Origin of the sequence: Idiomarina sp. UBA3176, from assembly GCF_002364295.1 — a bacterium.
GTDB lineage: Bacteria > Pseudomonadota > Gammaproteobacteria > Enterobacterales > Alteromonadaceae > Idiomarina > Idiomarina loihiensis.
Genome location: NZ_DEXU01000001.1, coordinates 1 through 20027 on the forward strand (window position 1 = coordinate 1; position 20027 = coordinate 20027).

Here is a 20027-nt window from a genome sequence, read left to right on the forward strand (position 1 = left end):
GCAAAATGGCAATGAGCAACGGTAGTTAAAAATCGGTATCAACCGGCCAGGATAATTGCCGGAAAACCGGCCAAGGTAATTGACGCTACATAATTAAACCTTTAAAAGAGGGACAGAAAGCTCCAGAAGTCCCTTTAGACCAAGTTTTTCATAGCCTTTATCAAGAGTATGGAAAAGCTGAAGTAAATGAACTGGTGACAGAAAAACTTAGCGTTGCGAACACTGATATCCAGCGTTCAAAAAATCACGAAATTATAAGCACGATATCAGCAGATCAGTCAGGGAAACCACAAATAGTCACTACTAACTTCGACCTTCTTTTCGAATTCTCAGAAAATTTGAACGCAAGCAATATATCTGTACCACCTAATTTTCCAAATATAGAGATAGGAGCAACTTTAGCCGAAGTAACGTATCTCCATGGGCGATTACAAGAGAGCGCTTCAACTGCCCCTCCATATGTACTCAGCAGCGCTGATTTCGGACGCGCATATCTTTCTGAAGGATGGGCTACGAACTTTGTTCGTTCTCTGCTCAAGCATTATACAGTTGTTCTTCTCGGATATAGTGCTGAGGATCCACCGGTCAAGTACCTCTTGCAAGGGTTAAATCAAGGAGATAGGAAAGAGCATTCAAATATATTCGCTTTTGATAAAGGTAAATTTGAAGATATCGAGTCGAAGTGGAGAGATCGAGGTGTAATTCCCATTGCATACAAAGATCATCCTAAACTCTGGGAGTCACTAGAGGCTTGGGCTGAGAGAGCCTCGAGTCCGCGTAATTGGAGGGCTAATGTCTTAGCAATGGCAATGCAAGGCCCTCGAGAATTAAAGCCTTACGAGAGAGGACAAGTGGTGCATATGCTATCTACTACTCCAGGAGCTAGATTATTTGCTAAGGCTACCCCTCCACCACCAGCCGAGTGGGTTTGTGTGTTTGATAATACTTGCCGCAGTAGTGAAAAAAGCTCAAGTTACATCGATCCCGAGGACCAGTTCGATCCATATTTTGAATACCGGTTAGATGATGATCCAATACCTAGCAGAAAGCAGCTTCACTCTCATGACCCTGATTTTAAGAGCGTTCTAAAATGGAATAAATCGGATGAAATTCCTACTTCACCATTTCAGCTAGCGGGGGTTAATAGCACGCGAGGCTGGGAACTTCCCACACGACTAATCCACCTATCAAATTGGATGATCGCTCATACCGGAAGTCCTCTTATCGCATGGTGGCTTGCTCGTAAGCCGGGTCTACACCCATATCTTGCAGATGGTTTCAAGCAAAAGCTTCGTGCCAATAAAGCTCTGACACAAGAGGTAAGAGCCCTTTGGGACAATATTATTACCTACCAAAATGATCCTACTAATTTTTTCTGGGATGGAAGGTGGTTTGATATAAAAGAACGACTCAAGGTTGAGGGTTGGTCACCTGCCGTATTGAGAGACCTTGAGTCCGCAACGAGCCCTACTGTTAAGGTTACGCGTCCACATGGTATCGCAGCAGCTAGACCTCCAATAGACAGTTTGTCAGAAACTCCACTCTCAGAGATAGCAAATTTGGAAGTTTGCTTCCCTGATAGGCACGGCGAGACTATAGAGGTCTCGGACGACTCGCTTGTCGACGTTTTTAGTATTGCTGAGCGCACATTACACCGGACAAGTCTGCTCCACGAGCAAATAAACACAGTTTTCTTAACAGAGCCAACTTGTTACCCAGACCGGGATATTGAAGGGCAAAACATTGAACCGCACATCACCTTTAACTGGTTTATGGAACTGTTTTCAAAGCTAATCTCTAAAAAGCCAAGTGTAGCGAGAGGGTATGCAACCTTATGGTCCCCAGAAAGGGAGATTTATTTTAGAAGGTTAAAACTGTTCGCTCTAAATCAAGCGGAGCTTTTTAATGCTGACGAAGCTATCAAGCAATTACTCAACTTTTCCCAACCTGCATTTTGGGACCCAAAAGTTAGTCGTGAACTATTATTCTTTTTGCTAGATCGATGGCCTCAGTTTTCAGAAAAAAACAAACGAGCATTAATCAACCGTATTCTAGAAGGTCCCGACAAGCCTGATTATTTGCCAGCCCAAGAATACGTTGAGTTCAAGAATAGACAGGCTTCCTTCTATGTTCAATGGTTAACTTCCAAAGGTGTTTCACTAACACAACGAGAACGTGAAAAGCTAAAGCATTTAACCTCGTCTCTCGATAAATGGGACGATAATTGGGCTGCTGAATATACTAAAGAGCGTTTACCAACAGTGAGAACTGTTGGAGTGAACGAAAACCACGAGGAGCTTAATAATGAGCCAATCGGTACTATTGTAAATAAAGCTAGAGAGGTGCAAGTACGTGAGCCTCAAAGCTCTTCTGATAAGCGCCCATTTACTGGGTTAGTAAAAAATGCTCCTCGAAAAGCACTTGCCGCCTTATCATACTTGGCACGAAACGATGAATACCCATCAGATTTTTGGCGAAATTTAATTGAGGAATGGCCCCAAAATACTTCATCACGGCTGTTTGAAACCTTCGTTAGAAGATTAGGGACGTTGCCAGAAAAAACCGTTCAAAGCTTAAACCACTCTATTGGAAAATGGATTCAGGAAAATATCCTAAATGTGTACAAATATGACGAGGTACTCGCACTTGATACGTTCGACCACCTTGTGCAAGCGATAATAAAAGGTGGAGAAATATGTACTCGCAGTGCTATTGGACAAGTAACGAGGAGAGGTAAAGTTGTCGAAAATTCACGTCGCACATTTTCACACGGTCAATCTTCACCAATTGGAAATGCGTTAGATGGCCTGTTAAGCATCTTAAACTATCTAAATTCATCAGTATACTCGGGCCTTCCCCAAAAAATAAAAAGCCGACTAAACAAGCTGCTTGACGCCCCCGGAGAAGGGGCTGACCACTCAGTTTCAATATTAGCATTCCAGTTGGGTTGGTTATATTTTCTTGATTCTCAATGGGTTAATAGGCGAGTTATTTCTTGGTTTAACTTTGATAGCGCATATAGCGAGCCAGCATGGAGTGGCTTTCTCTACTCGGGAAATCTCCCCCCTGACGAACTATTAAATCAGTTCGCTCCGTTACTATTTAATTTGTTTCCGACTCTTCACAAATGGTCTTGGGGTCATGAGGCATCAAGAGTTTCCGCTCAGTTAATAATTGAGATAGCAATATTTAAACTAGATAAAGTTGATCAGAGTGCTGAAAGCAAGGTGCGAAATGCCATTCGAGACATGGATGATAAGGCTAGGCAAGTGGCGTTAAACAGACTTGCAGTGATAGGAAACAGGGTAAATGATGGGTGGTCAAATCATGTTATCCCTTTTGTAAATAAGATTTGGCCTCGAGAGCGTAAATACAGGACTTCGAGCCTATCGAATGCGTGGGTAACAATGACACTTGATTCAGGTATCAGTTTTCCAAATGTGCTGAGGTCTACTTCGCGTTTTCTGACTCAGATTAAGGGAAACAACCACTCACTTTATAACCTAACTAGAGAGAGCAAAGAGCAATTTGTACTAACCACTGCTTATCCAACTGACGTTTTAGAATTACTCGACCTCGTAATCTCAAATAATAAAGATGAGCTCCCGTATGAATTAAACACTATATTAGGGCTGATTGAGGAAGCAGAGCCAGCTTTAACGGCAGATATTCGCTATATGCGGCTTATGCAGCTGATTGAGCACACGTAGGATTTAATATTGCATCTCAACCGCCGTTCTTTTTTCAGACTAAGTGGCCGTTGTGCCTCAGGTGGGTCAATTTTAAATTGCCGGTGACACCCAAGCCAGCCTGAGTCAGAATTAATAGAGTTAGGTTGTTAGTTTCCTATATGTACTGCTGCCGTGGCTAGTAGGAAGTAAAACTTGTTCTGCGCTCACCAGCAGCCTGGGTGTAACGATTCAGAGCTTACTAAAACCCTATTAGGTTAGAGAGGTCATATTCATGAAGCTTGAAACAGAAGTGTCTTGCAATGCGGTTATTTGGATAACCGCGCTACCTGAATGCGAACAAGGCCCCACCAGAAGGATGGTAGAGGACGTAAAGTCCTGTATGCTTGAACTCAAAGTAGGATTTCAACATTTTCAAATCAACAACCCAGAGCAATTGCTTCAAGTACTAAAAAATCTAACCACTTATGTGAGAACCAAAGAGTTTAGACCATTATTACACTTAGATATGCATGGTGGAAAAAATGATGGGTTATGTGCTTCTAAGTCAGGTGAGTTTCTTTCGTGGCAAAGTCTCTATAAAAATCTTCAGGAACTCAACAAAGCAACTAAAAATAACCTGACCGTAGTGAGCGCGGCATGTTTTGGTTTATACTCAATCACTACCATAAAGTTAAATCAGCCAGCCCCCTACTATGTTCTCTTGGCACCTGAAGAAAAAGTTTATGTTGGATTCTTGGAAAGTAGCATCCCTAAGTTTTACCAAGAGCTTTTTAAGTCAGGTAGCATTGACTCTGCATATAACAAATATTTATCGGAGCAGTTTGAGTACTTTCATTGCGAAAAGCTATTACTTAAAACAATAGCAGGCTATGTAAAGGCAGGCTGTAAAGGAAAAACCGCTCAGGAGAGAAGAGAGTACCTTCTTACGGAAGTATATAGGCAAGAGCAAGAAAAAACTGCTGAGAAGTTAAAGTCAACTAGAAAAAGGATCAAGGATGGACTCAAACCAGACCAATCCTTACTGAATAAATATGCCAGTAAATTCTTGGTAAACAGAACCTGCAGTCTCAATATGGATCAGATTTTAGATGAGCTCGATAAATCTTGATTGACAAGCTGTTAGTGCGGCTCAGCTAAAAAACTAGGGACCCGAGCCCCTAGATTTCTAATTCCACAAAGTCTCGATCAACATCCTCTTGAGTAATTCCGATGTAACGCAGCGTAACCGCCTCAGAGCTGTGCCTTAACATCTTCATTACCCTGGCTATGTCGTTAGTGTTTTTATATAGATGATATCCACGAGTTTTACGCATTGAGTGAGTGCCTAGGTCTAAACCGACTTCTTCACCGATCATTGAAATAGCTTGGGACACGTAACGACGACTAAGTGGCTTAGGGGCTCGGTTCGTTGACCAACGGTTGCGGTAAGACTGAAACAAATAAACGTGGTCAGGATACTCCGAGCGTATACGCTCAATTATTACTCGCGCTTTCTCATTCAACTTAATGGTCGCTAGCTTGCCGGTTTTGCCTTCACGCAATATAAGACGGTCACCTTGAATATCGCTAAACTGAATAGAAAGTAAATCAGAAATTCGTAACGCCAAGTTTAACCCAACGTTCCAGATATCAGCTATCTGTTGACCATATGTCTTCTCCAATAAATAACCAACGAGTTTCACTTTGTCTAAATCTTTGACTGCTTGCACTTCAGGCATGGTTAAGTTCCTTATTTGCCGCATTTAAAGGAAACGGGAACTTCAAAGCCCGACTAGCTTATCTGTGCCCGTTTTATAAGGGGTGTAGCGTTCCCAAAAGTACAATTTGGGAACTTGATATTTCAGGGTGCTGTACGAGACGAAAAGCTTTGGTTAAAGAGCCGTACACCGGCCTCTTCCAAAGCCGCTCTAACGCTCTCAACAACGTCATGCTCTATCGACAACCCATTCGCATACACACCTTTATCGAACGTTAAAACGGCGCCGTACGCTTTCGCTTTGGACGCTGCCTGCTTAATGCCTTCACTATCAACCGCAGAGTCATCAGTGATGTGGTGGCGGATTTGATAGGACGTGATGACGTAACCGCGCTCATCAAGCAGAAGTAGCCCCAGTGGGCTTGCTGACGTAGGATTAAGAAAATCTGACTCTGACCTTAAGCACCCAGTATTTTGCTGGCGCTCCCGCAACTGCGGTAAAAGCGCTAATGCTGTTATTGCTGCCTTAATTCCCAGCACTACCCACTTTCTCGATGCCGGTGTTTTGAATATTGCCGTCATAAAGGTTTACTCCAGTATTTGGTTACAAGTGAATTAGCGCTAAAGAAGACCGCGCTCAGAGAATGACACGCACTCTTTACCGACAACGATGTGATCTTTCACTTCAACATCGATAACCGCCAGGGCCTTTTGCAGGCGCTCAGTCAGGCGAATATCAGCACTAGAAGGCTCAGGCTCTCCCGACGGATGGTTGTGTGACAATACGAGTGAAAACGCTTTGGTCTCCAGTGCGGCTCGAACCACTTCACGTGGGTAAACACTAGCCGCGTTAATGGTGCCGTAGAACAGCTCCAGGTACTCAATGAAGTGACCCTTTTCATTCAGAAAAATGATGCTGAATACTTCACGCTCGTAGTGCGCCAGCTTATACGTCAAGAAGTCCTTAATGACGTTTGAGTTGTACGGCTCTTTACCTCGTAAATGACGCTCTTCCAGGATTTGGCTGGCGCGATGGAAAACATCTCGCTCAGCTTCATTGTTGGCCGATGAATAACAGCCTTTATCAAGTGTGTGCATTGTTAACCTCCTCAGTTGGTAAATGCACAGCAGTGATATAGGCCTGAAATCTAGTGGGCTCTTAACTATCGAAATGAAGCATTACAACTCCGACAGATGCATTGTAGGAGGCGCAGCCATTCCGTTATAGCAATCCCCGCTCAGCAAGCGAGACGACCTCATCAGTTACCAGCATGCAGTCCAGTAGTGATACGTCAATCAGGTTCAGAGCCGACTTGAGCGCTGATAACTCATGCTCCTTTTCAGAGTGACTCAGCTCTTTAGAAGGTGAGAAGTAACTGACAATAACCGCCGCTGCATTAACCTTGAGGACTTCTCGGTACACCATTGAAGCTGCCAGTTCTTCGCCCTCTTCAAACTCAACATTGTCAATTAGCCGGTGTTGGCTATCTAGTAGCAGTAAACCCGCGACTTCTTTTGAACATTGCCGATACATGTCCTGAACAAATTCCTTAACCATGGATGGCTCTGTATAGCCTTCTCCATTTAAGAAACGTGACTGTATTAAATTAAATGCTTTATTCAGTAGCTTCATCTCAGCAGTTGAAAGCAAGTTGTTTGGTTTGTGCGCGTGCATATCAATTCTCCAGTTATAAGAATGCACAGCGGTAATATAGGTTTTAAATTCGGATGAACGAATAAAAACAGGGAGCCCTTAAGCTCCCGAACCAAAACTTAGTAATTGACGACAGTGGAACCACCGTCAGTGACCACTTCAATTTCAGTCAGAGAACAGTCGTCGTAGACTTTAAGCTCGATAGACTCGCCATAATTCAGATCAGTTGGTAGATATGGCTTTCTTGAATACGGTGTAGTTTCGCTATAGTCGCAGTTACCACGGTTAACGATCATGTCCTCGACGGCTACCTGATCTTCAAGTGACGTAATTTCCACGACAAAATACGTACCGTTTGTGTGACGGGTTGAGTGCTCCCATACCTCAATACTGACTTGTGGCTCGGCGTCACTACAGGCCCCTAAAAATCCGGCAAGCATAGCAATAGACAAAACTTTATTCATGAACGTCTCCTTTTAGTTATTCAAATTTCGTTAAAAAGATTCAGATGAAGATTTTCATACGCTGATAGCCTGAAGGGCTATTTGTGTCTAACACACCGGTAGATGGGCTGAATAATTGTATATCTGTGGCAAAAAAAGCTGACTTTTGCATTATCGCCTTGATGCCAGTTTGAATCTCAAATAATTCCGTACAGGGTCAGCCAATCCCATGAAACAACCCCAGATAGGAGAAAAACTCATGAGATTCATTCGCCTGAAAGAAGTAGTAAATAAAGTTGTCCTTAGTCGTTCATCCATTTACCGCCGTATAGCTAATGAAGATTTCCCCAAACCAATCTTGCTCGGTGGACGAGCCAGTGGCTGGATAGAGAGTGAAGTTGATGAATGGCTGATGCAATGCGTTCGAAAGTCACGAGACCAGGAAGTAACTCAATTCGCCAGTAACCATTGATAAGCCCTATTACAAAAACGGAATCTAAAGTCTTCTTAAACAGGGCTACGATTTACCATCAGTTCAACTCTGACAATACGGTACGTAGCCATGACACTAATCAAAATCAAAGACGTAATGAAAGCAACGAGCCTTGCCCGCCCCACAATCTATAAGTACATAAAAAATGGAACATTCCCTAGACCGGTGTCACTTGGTGGGCGAGCTGTTGCATGGGTACGTGAGGAAATTGAAGAATGGATAGAACAGCGCGTTGCTGAACGAGACAGTGAAATTAAGCAGATAAAAAATGAAGAAGGCTCCTAAGAGCCTTCAGTCGTCCTTTTTCTTGTAGGTGACAGTCAAAGTACCAGTTAGCCGGTTCTTAGCAATTTCATAATCCGGATCCCAAGTTGCAGCATTATGTACTCCCATAAAAGCTGCGGAACCTAATCCCCAGATTGCCGTTGGGCCAAAGAAAGACCCAGCCATCAAAGACTTTCTAGCCTTAGTAAACACCCGGCATTTCATATCGAGTGACTCAATATGTTTTTCTAGCGTCTTGATAACCTCACCGAAGTGTTTACGCGGAACCTTCTCGATAACAAAAGATTCGTGATCCTGTAACAACTTCATTAACTTTTCATCGGGTAGCTCACGCACCCCATAAACCCGAACGTCCATTTAACTAATCCTCGCTGAATAAACACAAATTGGCTCAGACTAGAGGGTTACACACGCTGGAGTAATTGATGGTAATTTGTGACGAACACTAATTAACAAGGGAGTAAACAGTAAATATAGGTGGTGAACATGAAGGGTTAGTCGTCTGATTGCAGACCGAGCTTCATCATTAACAACGATCTGAATTGAGAGCCAATAGGTATCTGCTGTCCGTCTGACATAACACACTCAGTATAGCGCCCTAGCTCACTTTGTATGTGCTTCAGGTGTTTTAAGTTAACAACGTGGCTACGATGAATTTGTAAAAAATATTCAGGCATTTTCCCAAGCATAGACTGCAGCGTTGCTCGGTGAAGCATACGTCCATCCTCAAAGAACAACTCGACATAGTTTCCAGCAGCACGTAGTGAGATAACGCTTGGATTCTCGATGATCGTTATCTTGCCAGGCTCCGTTTTAACTGCTAACAGCCCGTGCTGACTAATCATGACCGAAGCCTCGCAAATAGTAACTTTCAACGTATAAATAGCTGTGCATAGTTTTTTCCTTAACCATTGGCAATGCACTGCAGTGATATAGGTTTGAAGTTTCGCTGAATGAGGCGGCTGTTAGTGCTCAGAATGTGGCACGCAAAAAGGTACTGGATATCCATATCTCCCTGTTAGTTAGTCCAGTTATGTTGCCCGTATTTTGCCAAACCAAAACTAGAATAGGCTCAAAAGCCGTAAACGAGTCAATTTGCGTGATAAAAGAGCAAATCAATGTGCCGGATTACTAATTTGTAGCAATGCAGGTACCTAGTTAGTTAGCGCAGGGCATAGTAGAAGCTTTTGCACCACAGTTGCTTGGCAAATTGCGTCAGAAATAATTATCCGAGGGACATATTCAACTATCATCAGCTACGCCATTCGAACTAGTGGCAATTCATATCCTAGTTTGGGAACAAGCCCTATAGCTAAGCCCCGTGACATCGAGACCATTCGTGGCATAATAGTCATAACTTAAGGACGATATAGCGCTCAACAAGGTCTCCTTTGGATACTTAGGACGGCTCTCAAACCACTCCATTTATATGGCTAGTGACCGAACAGTAAGTCGGTCACTCTAGGCCGCCCAAGATCGAGAGGTAATATTAAAGATGATGGTTAATAAATGAACTTTGGAGATAATGTGAAAGCTGCGCACGATATGTCTCCTGGTTTATTACGTCAGCGTCGTAACCTGGTTGCCGTATCATTAGTTTTAATCTTTCTAGAATTTTCTAAAGCTAAAATTCACACTTTCCAGTTGATGGGCATTCATTTAACTTTTGAACAACCTAGTGCTGTACTTTGGATGCTTTTCTCAGCTATTGTTTACTTAACTTATCGCTATTTCGTGTACCTAAACCAAGAGCCTGGACCAGGACTACGAAAACGCTATCTTGAGCTCTTAAATCGGTATGCATCAAACCAAATCAACACTCTTGCCACCACTAAATTTGGATCTGATAAAAAGTTTTCAATACAAGAGCCGCTAGGAACAAAACGCCCGGGAGAATCAACATGGAAGGTGTTGGTAGCGCTTGAACATGACTCTGACGGCGAAAGTAAAACAGATTACCTTGATGTGCAATTCAGCCAAGTTTGGAAAGAAGCTATTTTTGCAGGTATTGTAGCTGCCATAACTCGTAGTTACTTTACCGATTACGTAGCGCCGTACTTACTAAGTATTTTTGCCTCAGTACTGTTCATCTTTAATGTTTCAGCTCTTTAACCGCTTGCACTTCGCTCATGATGGATTTCCTTTCTTACTGTAAGCGTGATCTTGAGTACTTAAGAGAGTACAAAGGGAGCAATAGCCTGTTTTTAGTGCGTTTGCTTGTTCCCATTTCCTTATTTTGGGAAACTGCTTAGTGAATCACCACTAGTTCACTAGACACTCAGTACTTTCTTTCGCGGCAAAAAACATCATATAGCCGAGTATCAGCATAATAGTCACAAGAATAACCGTGAACCAGTGATTAATCTTTTATAAGCCTAAATAATGGGTATTCATAACCCCCTCCTTTTTTTAATTTCAGGAGTCATTATGAATACCTTATATTAAGGTAATCTTAAGCTACCAAAATGATAAGCTTGGGCTTCCCAGCTGGCTACTTAAAATCCTCCGGCACATAGTAAGCCTGATTTTGATACAGCCAGGATGGCAGCAGTGCATGTGCCAGTGCTTCTTCGCGTAATTGGCTATTCGTCTTATCATCTGCGACAAAACGGCTTTTCTTAACGTCGTAAAGGCCCGTCATATCGTCACCCCGAGTCAAAATTGCCACACCCTCGCGAGTCATCCACGCATAATTATTGCCAAACTGCATCATCGCACGATTGGCAGGCGGTACATCTTCTGCAGATAGATCCTGACCTATCGCCGGGGTTTGGGCAGAAACGCCCGCCAACGATATAACAGTCGGTAACAAATCAATTTGACTGGCTATTGAATCTATTTCCTTGGGTTCAATCGACCCTCCCAAAATAAGCCCCGGTATATGGAATTTATTAATGGGCACTAATTCGTTGCCGTAGACACGCGTATCATGGTCTGCAACAATCAAAAAAATCGTATCCTCCCAATACTCACTTCTTTTTGCCTTTTTAATGAATTCACCCAGAGCAAAATCGGCGTATTTAACCGCATTTTCAACCGTATTTTTTGGCTTCGAATACAGTTCAATTTCATTATCCGGAAACTCGAAAGGCTCATGATTAGACGAGGTAAAAACCAAACTAAAAAAAGGCTGCTTAGTTTTCTCTAGCTCCTCAAAGCGCTGATGCGCGGTATTAAATAAATCGCCGTCACTGGCTCCCCAACTACCCACGAATTGTGGATTAGTGATGTCACTTTGCCCCAATGTTGACTGGAAGCCGTTGCCGATGAAAAAGGTTCCCATATTGTCAAAATGTGTTTCACCACCGTAAATAAACTCGGTGAAATAGCCTTTACGCGACAGCAAATCCGCCGCTGTGTAAAAGTTTCGCTGCGATAAAGAGAGCTTTACCGTGCTTCTTGCAGGCGTTGGTAGAAAGCTTGAGATGACCGCCTCAATACCACGAACCGAGCGAGTTCCTGTCGCGTATAGCTGCTTAAACCACCAACCCTCCTGTCGTAACTGTTCAAGGTTTGGCGTCACACCAATCCCACCTAAATCTTTAACAAAAGTAGCCCCCAGACTCTCCTCCAAAATAACAACAATATTCTTCGGTTTATCGTAGTTGCGGGAAGCGGGATTAAAATGCACTGTTGGGTGTTTTTCAGACGGAAAGGTTTTCCCAACTAAGTGAGGTTGTTTTTTCACGGTATTGAGTATCTGATCGATGGGGACACTACCATACACACTGGCAGCACTTGCTTCGTGACGCATATTATAAATTGCATACTCTACAGAGTAAGCTGAACTAATAACTAAACTATTCACAAGTGCATCAGACGTCACCGCAAAAAAGGCCGGGTTAGCCGGCCGATGCGCCAGGGTTGAGCGGACACCAGCAAAAACAAGGATCACTAACAACGGCCAGACAATCAAAGAACTGACAATGTGATTGTTATCAACGGGCGCTGGTTTATTCAAGCGCTTCGCTATTTTAGTTAATCCATATAAACAGCCAATCACAACCACACCGCTTAAAAATAACCAGGGTTTAAAACCGGCCCAGAGCATACTAAACACTTCTTTGGGGTATTCTAAATATTCAATGAACAAGCGGTTAGGTCGCAAATCGTATTGCATAATAAAGGCTGGTGTTGATATCTCCATAAACGCAATATAGGTAATAGCGGCAATCAGCCAGATGCTCTGAATTTTTTGCCATAACCCCAAACCCCAGCGGTTTAGAAATAACGGCGCCAATAACAATAATGGCAGTGTCAGATATCCCATTTGAATAACGTCAGCTCTCAATCCCATCACCATCAGATAGTCAATATTCCCGGCCTCCGTTACGCGATCAAACTGCCAGATAAACAGCAACAGACGGCTGACACTCAAAATGATTAAGCCAAGCCCAAACCCTACAATCAGCGTGTGATAGTGCGCTAAAGACCGCGCCCTTTTTTTTAGAAAAACATTCCGCATTAACAATCCAATCCATTTGTAGCTGTAGTGATGCGATGGATAGTAAAGGGAGAACCTTAAGCTGAACTTAATATTGGTCGTTTAGGATGCACTTTTTATCGTGACAGGACTCATCATGAAACCGGGAAAAACAGGAATAATCCGAATACTTCATGCAACGCGGTATTCCATAAAAGGGCTAAAGGCTGCATGGCTTTTTGAAGCCGCGTTTCGGCAAGAAGTGGTACTGGTCATTTTATTAACGCCTATTTTAGTGCTGGCACCGCTGGAGTTAACAGAGCGATTGTTAATGTTTTTGTCTCTGTCCGGCTTACTCATTACTGAGTTGCTTAATTCCGCTGTAGAAGCTGTAGTTGACCGCATCGGCGCAGACTTTCATGAGCTTAGCGCGCGAGCGAAAGATATCGCGTCGGCCGCTGTATTTCTTGCCATCCTTCAGTTCATCATCGTTTGGGCAGCACTCTTATGCCGGCTTTGAAGGTGACAACTATCAGCCAACGTTGGCTGTTTACTCTGGTGATTTTTATTGCGGTGTTAACAACAGCAGAATTATTTGATCTCAAGTTCTTAGTTGCCAATGAGCTCTATCGGCTAGAAGGGGCGCAGTGGTCACTTAAACACCACTTCATTACTGAAACCATTCTTCATGAAGGTGTACGCAACCTCAATCTCATCGCTGTCATTTCACTATTAGCCTTAACCCTGGTTCAGTTTGTTTCAGGGAGAAATATCGCTCAGCGGCGCCGCTATGTGCTACTGCTCTTATCCATTTTACTGTCTTTTGGCTTGGTTAATTACCTTAAAGCCACTCTGGGGATGGACTGCCCCTGGGATCTGCGTGTATACGGCGGGACCAAACCTTACTTCAGTTTATGGTCGTTAAATGACAGCTCCTTTAGCTCTGGACGATGTTTTCCGTCGGGGCACTCGAGTATCGGCTTTGCGTGGATCGGGCTGTATTTTTTTTGGTGTAAAACCCGGCCAGGCCTCGCTAAGGTATCTGCCGTTTTCTCATCTCTTGTTGGCTTCATCCTCGGCTTTGCACAACAACTGCGAGGCGCCCATTTCTTCGTCGACGATATCACCACAGCCTTTATCTGCTGGAGCATCGCGTTATTCATTTTTCATATAGGTGAGCAGCATGAAACGACTAACCCTTAATTTTTCAGTACTGTTAATAGTTGTTGCAACTTGGCTAACCTTTGCCTACTCAGCTGCCTTGTTGGGCGCTTTGGAAACTTATGGTGTCCAGCCATTCACTCAGTTTAAGTTAATGGCATTCACACTCTGTTTTTATGCCTTTGTGCTGGCTTTAAGCCGGTTCATTAATGCATTCAAGCCACTGGCAATTATTCTAATTATTGTGGCGGCGCCGGCCTCATTTTATATGCTGCAATACGGTATTGTTATTGACTCCGACATGCTCATCAACACCATGGAAACCGATCCAGCAGAGGCGGGAGATCAGCTTTCTACCAGTTTTTTTATCACGTTAATAGCACTGGGTATCATCCCTTCGTTATTGCTGGTGTACATAAAAATCCCCAAAGCAAGAACACTCACACAGATGAAGCAAAGTCTTGTTACAGCAGCCTGCTTCTGCTTTCTAGCCGTCGGTATTGCTTATACAAGTTATGATGATTTTGCCTCCTTATTTCGTAACCATCGGGATGTAAAATATCGGATCGTCCCATTCAACGTCATCTCGGCTAGTGTTTCAGTCATAAGACAAAAATTAGAAAAACCGGCTCATTTTAACGCTTTGGGGCAGGACGCGGTGCAAACTAAAACGTCGGCAAAGCCAAGGATCATGGTTGTCATACTGGGAGAAACGGCACGTGCCGATCACTTTTCACTGAATGGTTATGAGCGTCCGACAACACCCATGCTTTCGCAACTGGCAACTTCAGAACAACTCTTGAGCTACAAAGATGCCATCTCATGCGGAACAGCTACGGCTGTCTCTGTTCCCTGTATGTTCAGTTTTTTAACGGCTGATATTTATTCCAACGCCGCCAGAAATTCGAGTAATGTATTAGATGTTTTGGAAAATGCCGGTATCAATGCGACCTGGATTGAAAACAACTCCGGGTGCAAAGACGTATGTAACCGTATTAATACCACTGTAATGAATGAAAATCGGTGTGGAGAAACGGACTGCTACGACTTTGAGATGCTTGATGAATTGAGCTCCTGGTTACAAAACATAACTCAGGATTCAATTATTGTACTCCACCAAATGGGCAGCCATGGGCCAGCATATTACAAACGCTCCCCAGAAAAACTCAAACGTTTTTTACCGGAGTGCAAAAGCGAGGAATTAACAAACTGCACAAAAAGCGAAATTATTAATGCATACGACAACAGTTTATTGATAACTGATCGGCTCGTCAGTCAGGCTGTTAGGTTATTGAGAAGCCACAAAGAGCTGGACAGCAGTATGATGTATGTATCCGACCACGGTGAGTCCCTGGGGGATAACGGTATCTACCTGCATGGTTTACCCAATTGGTTAGCCCCCAAGGAACAACGACATATTCCTTGGATAGTTTGGCCTTCAGGGACATTTGAAATGACGGGAAATAATACAGATGCCAATATTAGTCACGATAATTTCTCGCATACTGTATTGGGTTACTTTAATGTAGAAACGTCACTTTATAATGCAAGCCTTGATTTAACCCAGTTTAACGAGAGATACGTAAATGCGTCTACTACTCCTTGAAGATGACAAAGCCTTGTCTGAAGGTATCATTAAGGGACTGAATCGTATGGGTTATATGGTCGAACTTGCTATGAATCTATCGCAAGCGGAAAGTGCCCTTAAAACTGACCAATTCGAACTGGCAATTTTTGATCTTGGCCTGCCTGATGGCAATGCCATATCCCTGATAAAAAAACTGAGAAAGGCAGGCCAACAAATCCCTATTGTCGTACTCACCGCCTGGGATGACATTGATACGAAGGTGCTGGCACTAAATGAAGGTGCCAATGATTACGTGGTAAAGCCGTTTGAATTACGTGAGTTAGAAGCCCGTGTTCGGGTTCAGGTGCGAAAAGCAAATCACCAACTCAATGATATTATAACTTGCGGTGACCTGAGCGTTGATATCGCATCACAACAATGTCGTTTCCGGAGCAAAACCATTAATTTAACCCGGCTAGAATGGATATTACTAAAACAACTCGCGTTGCATGCCGGAAAAATAGTGAGTAAAGAACAATTAGAAACCGCATGTTATGGTTGGGGTGGTGATAACGAAAGCAATTCGCTAGAGGTCCATATCCACCATTTACGCAAAAAACTGAACCCTGGCCTGATAACCACCATCAGGGGTTTAGGCTATCTGTTAAAAGACCAGTCATCATGAAACTCTGGTCGCTTCGCCGCTCATTGGTTATTGGCATTAACTTAGCTGTAATTGCGGTATTAGCGATCACAGCCTGGGCTAGCTATCGGGATATTCTGCACGAGTTAGATGAAGTTTTTGATGCGCAACTTGCACAAACCGCAAAGTCGCTGGCTGCGTTTTATACACCGTCTCCGGAAACTCAACCAGCACCCCAAAGAATCCCAATATCAAACTACTATGACACCGGTGAAGAAGAGTCCGCTAATGAAAGAGGCCCTAGTGGCCACAAGTACGAGTCTAAAATCGGCTATCACATATACAACTCTGAAGGTAAATTGCTGGCCTTAACTAATCAATTGCAAATACTGCCGCTGAAGAATTTAAAGCCCGGCTACCATACGTTAGAAAATGACGCGCAAACATGGTTTATCTTTAGTTATTTCTCGAAATCTAGAGGCATTTGGGTGCGTACCTTTCAACGGCAGGATGTACGCAGTGAGCTCAGTGGTTATCTGGCTACAGAACAACTGTACCCGTTACTACTGATGTGGGTACCGATCAGCCTAATCATACTATTCATTGTTTATCTCGTACTGAAACCTGTTAACCGATTCGCCACGCATTTGAGGGCCAGAGCTTTAAATAATCTGTCACCAATTGAGTCAGACCTGCCCAAAGAGTTGATCCCGATAAAGCAGGCAATTAATAAACTATTACATCAAATTAAGATGTTTTCAGAGCGGGAAAAGCGCTTTATTGCTGATGCGTCACATGAGTTGCGGACACCGTTAAGTGCAATTCAAGTACACGCGGAAAATATTATTCACGCTAAATCGCTGGAGGATTCCAAACAGTCTGGAAAAGCCATTTTTAGTGCCGTAGAGCGCATGTCGCATTTAGTTAATCAACTTTTGCGTTTAAATCGACTGGATAGTTTGGACAAGTCTACTGACTTCTCCGACATTGAACTCAAAACGCTTGTTTCTGCAGCCATCAACAGTCTTCCCACAAACAGGGTCGGGAATTACCAATGGCAAGTCGACGTTCCCACGACCAAGATAGCATGCAATGAAACTTTAATAATAAGCGCATTGACCAACCTTTTATCCAACGCCATGAAATTTTCATCGGCAGACTCCACTATACAAATAGAAGCTGTTGATACATCGGCAAGCATTATTATCAAGATAAGAGATCAAGGCAGCGGTGTGCCCGCCGAAATAATTGAACAAATGGGAGAGCGTTTTTATCGATTCCGCGAACACACTAATATCGCCGGCTCAGGTCTGGGACTGTCCATCACCTCGAAAATAATACAGTTGCACCATGGCAAGCTATCATTTAACAATATCCAGCCATCTGGGTTTGAAGTGCAGATAGAGCTACCAAATTCAGATTAGACAGTGAAATTATAGCGTTATCCTAATAAACTCTTCTCTTATATGTGGCTTAACAAGATCCAAAAACCCACTCCGATTAAAGTAATCCCGCCGAACATTTCTGCCCAATGACTTATTACCGCTCCAACAAAGCGCCCTAACATCACTCCCAAAGTAACCATAAGGGTTGTAGCTAAACCGATAAGCCCCGCGGCAAGCCAAATATTCACATCAATAAAGGCCAGGAACTGCCATGGCATCAATGCTGGTACCTAACGCCGTAAGAGAAACTTTAAAAAACGATTGTCTGGAGGGTTTGTCTACCTCTTCTCCGCCGGGTCTAAAACCTTCATAAACCATATGCAAACCAAGGGGCAGCAATAAAAAGAAGGCTACCCAATGATCCCAGACTTCAACATAAGAGGCTGCTGATTTACCGACCAACCAATAACAGGGGTTATTGCTTCAATCGTCCCGAAAATCACGCCCATTCTTAGTGCTTCGAAAAAACGAGGACGGTTAAGACTTGCCCCTTTACCGACGGCCGCAGCAAAAGCATCCGTTGACATAGAAAAAGCAAGTAAAAGAAGAGCAATTAGGTTCATTGAGTTATCTCCGGCCGGGCATTCTGAGTCCACGATACACCCACACGCCCGACCGTCAGCATGGATATATCGATGGTCTCGCCAACCGAGAGGTGTTCGCACCATGGCATGTAGCCAATTATGTTGACACGAACGCTTCCAACTATGGAAACAGGCTACTCCCCAAAGATGGGTTATATTACCAATCAACCTAAGAATTCACAAACTTTGCTCAGCCTCCAACATTGGGAACTCAAGTAGATTCTTGTAAACCCATATTAATTACGTTACTGTTTAAAAGGTTCACAAACCAAGGGCTGTAATGTTCAGATTGGGTTTTATCATAGTTGTTTTGTTTGCGGTTCTGACTCAAATCAGTCAGGCAGTAGCAGACGTGCACCAGTCTCACCAGTCTTCCTCCGAACAGCACCTTAGCTTTGAGCACGACGAATCTCAGATTGATAAACAAGAGCTTCCTATTAATGGCGATATCAGTTTTGATTGTCATCATTGTTGTCACTGCCACGGTTCGTTCCATCTTTATGCAATGAAATCAGAAAAAACCATGGCGCTCCCGCGTTTCAAAACGTCTCGCTCTGGTTATATTGAAATTTATTCTAACCCTTTATCTTTACCTTTGTTTAGGCCTCCAATCTCCTCATAACTGCTTTAAACGCTGCAACACAGCGAATCAACTTGAATTATTAACGCAGTAAAATGACCGAGGAGTCTCTCTATGCGTCCGTTATCGATACGCGGCAAACGTGTGTTTGTTGCTGTCAGTCTCGTGCTCAGCACAAGTTATGTTAACGCTCAACAGTTACCCGAGCGCTGGCAACAAACCGTACAACAGCACCCGAGTGTGCAGGCGGCTGAAGAGCAAGCTGAAGCACTCATACAGCAAGGGCAGCAGTTAAACCAGCCTTTGTATAACCCAACCTTGTCTTCAAGACTAGATCGCGAAGGCGATATCAACAATTACGCTGTTGGCCTCAGTCAGACCATTGACTGGAGCACCGGCAACGAAGCTCGTGCCAGTCAGAGCGATGCCATGACGGCGCTGGCAATGAGTGTTTACCGCCAGTCAGCGAGTGAGCATGCCAAAACGTTGCTCAATGCCTATGTTCAATGGTTTGATGCGAAACGTCGTTATGACTTAGCACAGCAGCAAGAGCAGTTTGTGCAACAAGCCATAAAGCTCGTCAGTGAAAGGCGTAAAGCGGGTGATTTAAGCGCTATTGATGAACAATTGACCTTACTTGCCTTAAGCCGTCAGTTACAGCAAACTGCTTCGGCTTATCAGCAGTTACAGTCTACTCAGGCTAAACTCAATGCTCTACTACCCGGAGCTCCGGCAAACGAATTGTCGCTTAGCGAGGATATGTTCCAATTCACGCCGGACTTAACCGCGCGCTGGCAGCAACATCCGGCCATTAAAGCGGCTTACCTGAAGTGGCAGTTAAAACGTGCCAATATCGACTGGAAACGCTCATTAACCACGGCTAATCCAACGGTGGGAGTTGAGGCCGGTGAAAGCGATAATGAGAATGTGGTTGGCCTGACATTCAGTATTCCGCTGCAACTGCGAAATAATTACAGCAATGCCGTTCAGGCCGCCAGTCGTGAAGCGCTTGCCGAGGAAAAACGTGTTATTGCGTTAAAACGGCAGTGGGAAGCATCGCTTGAGTCATCACTAAACAACTATCGATTCGTGAAAAATCAATGGCAAAGCTGGCAGCAGAATTTCCAGGCCCGACAGGCCGAATCCATGCAGCTTATTGAGCAATCCTGGCTAGCCGGTGATTTATCCACCACTGACTATCTGACAGCTATGCAACAGCAGCTCGATAGCCAGTTCGCGGGTATTGGATTACAAACTCAATACCGGCTTGCCGCCATTGAATGGCTTTATCGCTCCGGAAAACTCAGTGAAACCCTTGAGTTACAACCGTTGAGCAATCAATAAAACCACGAGCAGATTAG

The 20027-nt window shown here is 43.7% G+C and carries 19 protein-coding genes, 1 pseudogene and 1 riboswitch; of the genes and pseudogenes, 11 read left to right on the top strand and 9 right to left on the bottom strand.

Going from position 1 to position 20027, the window contains the following annotated elements:
- Positions 1-194 precede the first annotated feature (194 nt).
- The gene (locus B2U97_RS00005; protein ID WP_286823878.1) at positions 195-3710 is read left to right on the top strand and encodes an SIR2 family protein; all 3516 of its coding nucleotides are present in this window, start codon (positions 195-197) and stop codon (positions 3708-3710) included.
- A 253-nt stretch (positions 3711-3963) separates the two neighbouring features.
- Positions 3964-4800: a hypothetical protein gene (locus tag B2U97_RS00010; RefSeq protein ID WP_286823879.1), complete on the top strand. Its 837-nt coding sequence runs from the start codon at positions 3964-3966 to the stop codon at positions 4798-4800.
- A gap of 49 nt (positions 4801-4849) precedes the next feature.
- Here B2U97_RS00010 and B2U97_RS00015 read toward each other — a convergent pair whose 3' ends face one another.
- The 5 genes from B2U97_RS00015 to B2U97_RS00035 form a co-directional block, all read right to left on the bottom strand.
- Positions 4850-5410 carry a tyrosine-type recombinase/integrase gene (locus tag B2U97_RS00015; protein WP_286823880.1) on the bottom strand — a complete coding sequence of 187 codons (561 nt, stop codon included), beginning with the start codon at positions 5408-5410 and terminating at the stop codon, positions 4850-4852.
- A gap of 122 nt (positions 5411-5532) precedes the next feature.
- A complete protein-coding gene (locus tag B2U97_RS00020; protein WP_286823881.1) occupies positions 5533-5970 on the bottom strand; it encodes a hypothetical protein in 438 nt (145 codons plus the stop codon).
- Between the two features lie 39 nt (positions 5971-6009).
- A complete protein-coding gene (locus B2U97_RS00025) occupies positions 6010-6486 on the bottom strand; it encodes a JAB domain-containing protein (RefSeq protein WP_278355069.1) in 477 nt (158 codons plus the stop codon).
- Between the two features lie 124 nt (positions 6487-6610).
- Positions 6611-7063, bottom strand: a complete 453-nt coding sequence (locus tag B2U97_RS00030; RefSeq protein WP_278355068.1) for a JAB domain-containing protein — start codon at positions 7061-7063, stop codon at positions 6611-6613.
- A gap of 98 nt (positions 7064-7161) precedes the next feature.
- The gene (locus tag B2U97_RS00035) at positions 7162-7506 is read right to left on the bottom strand and encodes a hypothetical protein (RefSeq protein WP_278355067.1); all 345 of its coding nucleotides are present in this window, start codon (positions 7504-7506) and stop codon (positions 7162-7164) included.
- A gap of 238 nt (positions 7507-7744) precedes the next feature.
- Between B2U97_RS00035 and B2U97_RS00040 the strand changes: the two genes are divergently transcribed.
- On the top strand, positions 7745-7957 hold the full coding sequence (locus tag B2U97_RS00040) for an AlpA family transcriptional regulator (RefSeq protein WP_278355066.1): 213 nt from the start codon (positions 7745-7747) through the stop codon (positions 7955-7957).
- A gap of 90 nt (positions 7958-8047) precedes the next feature.
- The gene (locus B2U97_RS00045) at positions 8048-8263 is read left to right on the top strand and encodes a helix-turn-helix transcriptional regulator (protein ID WP_278355065.1); all 216 of its coding nucleotides are present in this window, start codon (positions 8048-8050) and stop codon (positions 8261-8263) included.
- Between the two features lie 6 nt (positions 8264-8269).
- Here B2U97_RS00045 and B2U97_RS00050 read toward each other — a convergent pair whose 3' ends face one another.
- Together B2U97_RS00050 and B2U97_RS00055 are read right to left on the bottom strand one after the other, a co-directional pair.
- Positions 8270-8620 (bottom strand): hypothetical protein, encoded by a 351-nt coding sequence (locus B2U97_RS00050; RefSeq protein WP_278355064.1) that lies wholly within the window; start codon positions 8618-8620, stop codon positions 8270-8272.
- 137 nt (positions 8621-8757) lie between these two features.
- Positions 8758-9108, bottom strand: coding sequence for a LytR/AlgR family response regulator transcription factor (locus tag B2U97_RS00055; RefSeq protein WP_278355063.1), 351 nt, complete (start codon positions 9106-9108; stop codon positions 8758-8760).
- A 664-nt stretch (positions 9109-9772) separates the two neighbouring features.
- Here B2U97_RS00055 and B2U97_RS00060 point away from each other — a divergent pair.
- Positions 9773-10375, top strand: coding sequence for a hypothetical protein (locus B2U97_RS00060; protein WP_278355062.1), 603 nt, complete (start codon positions 9773-9775; stop codon positions 10373-10375).
- Between the two features lie 379 nt (positions 10376-10754).
- Here B2U97_RS00060 and B2U97_RS00065 read toward each other — a convergent pair whose 3' ends face one another.
- Complete coding sequence (locus B2U97_RS00065; RefSeq protein ID WP_278355061.1) at positions 10755-12728, bottom strand: LTA synthase family protein; 1974 nt, start codon at positions 12726-12728, stop codon at positions 10755-10757.
- A 115-nt stretch (positions 12729-12843) separates the two neighbouring features.
- Between B2U97_RS00065 and B2U97_RS00070 the strand changes: the two genes are divergently transcribed.
- Genes B2U97_RS00070 through B2U97_RS00090 form a run of 5 tightly spaced genes read left to right on the top strand, consistent with a single transcriptional unit; the run spans position 12844 to position 17481 of the window.
- Positions 12844-13206: a diacylglycerol kinase gene (locus B2U97_RS00070; RefSeq protein WP_114982363.1), complete on the top strand. Its 363-nt coding sequence runs from the start codon at positions 12844-12846 to the stop codon at positions 13204-13206.
- Complete coding sequence (locus tag B2U97_RS00075; protein ID WP_114982364.1) at positions 13194-13889, top strand: phosphatase PAP2 family protein; 696 nt, start codon at positions 13194-13196, stop codon at positions 13887-13889. Before B2U97_RS00070 ends, B2U97_RS00075 begins: the two co-directional genes overlap by 13 nt.
- A complete protein-coding gene (locus B2U97_RS00080; protein WP_278355060.1) occupies positions 13870-15453 on the top strand; it encodes a phosphoethanolamine transferase in 1584 nt (527 codons plus the stop codon). Before B2U97_RS00075 ends, B2U97_RS00080 begins: the two co-directional genes overlap by 20 nt.
- Positions 15434-16099 (top strand): response regulator, encoded by a 666-nt coding sequence (locus B2U97_RS00085; RefSeq protein WP_278355059.1) that lies wholly within the window; start codon positions 15434-15436, stop codon positions 16097-16099. The genes B2U97_RS00080 and B2U97_RS00085 overlap by 20 nt, the downstream gene beginning before the upstream one ends.
- Positions 16096-17481: an ATP-binding protein gene (locus B2U97_RS00090; RefSeq protein WP_278420696.1), complete on the top strand. Its 1386-nt coding sequence runs from the start codon at positions 16096-16098 to the stop codon at positions 17479-17481. Before B2U97_RS00085 ends, B2U97_RS00090 begins: the two co-directional genes overlap by 4 nt.
- A gap of 38 nt (positions 17482-17519) precedes the next feature.
- Here B2U97_RS00090 and B2U97_RS14120 read toward each other — a convergent pair.
- Positions 17520-18065: pseudogene (locus B2U97_RS14120) on the bottom strand (manganese efflux pump MntP family protein).
- A 6-nt stretch (positions 18066-18071) separates the two neighbouring features.
- A riboswitch (yybP-ykoY riboswitch) is annotated at positions 18072-18241 on the bottom strand.
- A gap of 539 nt (positions 18242-18780) precedes the next feature.
- On the opposite strand from B2U97_RS14120, the gene B2U97_RS00110 reads away from it, so the two are divergent.
- The gene (locus B2U97_RS00110; protein WP_278355055.1) at positions 18781-20010 is read left to right on the top strand and encodes a TolC family protein; all 1230 of its coding nucleotides are present in this window, start codon (positions 18781-18783) and stop codon (positions 20008-20010) included.
- Positions 20011-20027: the final 17 nt, after the last annotated feature.

Coding starts and splice junctions, on each gene's coding strand:
- B2U97_RS00010 (WP_286823879.1), top strand. CDS start 3,964: ATGAAGCTTGAAACAGAAGTGTCTTGCAATGCGGTTATTTGGATAACC.
- B2U97_RS00015 (WP_286823880.1), bottom strand. CDS start 5,410: ATGCCTGAAGTGCAAGCAGTCAAAGATTTAGACAAAGTGAAACTCGTT.
- B2U97_RS00020 (WP_286823881.1), bottom strand. CDS start 5,970: ATGACGGCAATATTCAAAACACCGGCATCGAGAAAGTGGGTAGTGCTG.
- B2U97_RS00025 (WP_278355069.1), bottom strand. CDS start 6,486: ATGCACACACTTGATAAAGGCTGTTATTCATCGGCCAACAATGAAGCT.
- B2U97_RS00030 (WP_278355068.1), bottom strand. CDS start 7,063: ATGCACGCGCACAAACCAAACAACTTGCTTTCAACTGCTGAGATGAAG.
- B2U97_RS00035 (WP_278355067.1), bottom strand. CDS start 7,506: ATGAATAAAGTTTTGTCTATTGCTATGCTTGCCGGATTTTTAGGGGCC.
- B2U97_RS00040 (WP_278355066.1), top strand. CDS start 7,745: ATGAGATTCATTCGCCTGAAAGAAGTAGTAAATAAAGTTGTCCTTAGT.
- B2U97_RS00045 (WP_278355065.1), top strand. CDS start 8,048: ATGACACTAATCAAAATCAAAGACGTAATGAAAGCAACGAGCCTTGCC.
- B2U97_RS00050 (WP_278355064.1), bottom strand. CDS start 8,620: ATGGACGTTCGGGTTTATGGGGTGCGTGAGCTACCCGATGAAAAGTTA.
- B2U97_RS00055 (WP_278355063.1), bottom strand. CDS start 9,108: ATGATTAGTCAGCACGGGCTGTTAGCAGTTAAAACGGAGCCTGGCAAG.
- B2U97_RS00060 (WP_278355062.1), top strand. CDS start 9,773: ATGAACTTTGGAGATAATGTGAAAGCTGCGCACGATATGTCTCCTGGT.
- B2U97_RS00065 (WP_278355061.1), bottom strand. CDS start 12,728: ATGCGGAATGTTTTTCTAAAAAAAAGGGCGCGGTCTTTAGCGCACTAT.
- B2U97_RS00070 (WP_114982363.1), top strand. CDS start 12,844: ATGAAACCGGGAAAAACAGGAATAATCCGAATACTTCATGCAACGCGG.
- B2U97_RS00075 (WP_114982364.1), top strand. CDS start 13,194: ATGCCGGCTTTGAAGGTGACAACTATCAGCCAACGTTGGCTGTTTACT.
- B2U97_RS00080 (WP_278355060.1), top strand. CDS start 13,870: ATGAAACGACTAACCCTTAATTTTTCAGTACTGTTAATAGTTGTTGCA.
- B2U97_RS00085 (WP_278355059.1), top strand. CDS start 15,434: ATGCGTCTACTACTCCTTGAAGATGACAAAGCCTTGTCTGAAGGTATC.
- B2U97_RS00090 (WP_278420696.1), top strand. CDS start 16,096: ATGAAACTCTGGTCGCTTCGCCGCTCATTGGTTATTGGCATTAACTTA.
- B2U97_RS00110 (WP_278355055.1), top strand. CDS start 18,781: ATGCGTCCGTTATCGATACGCGGCAAACGTGTGTTTGTTGCTGTCAGT.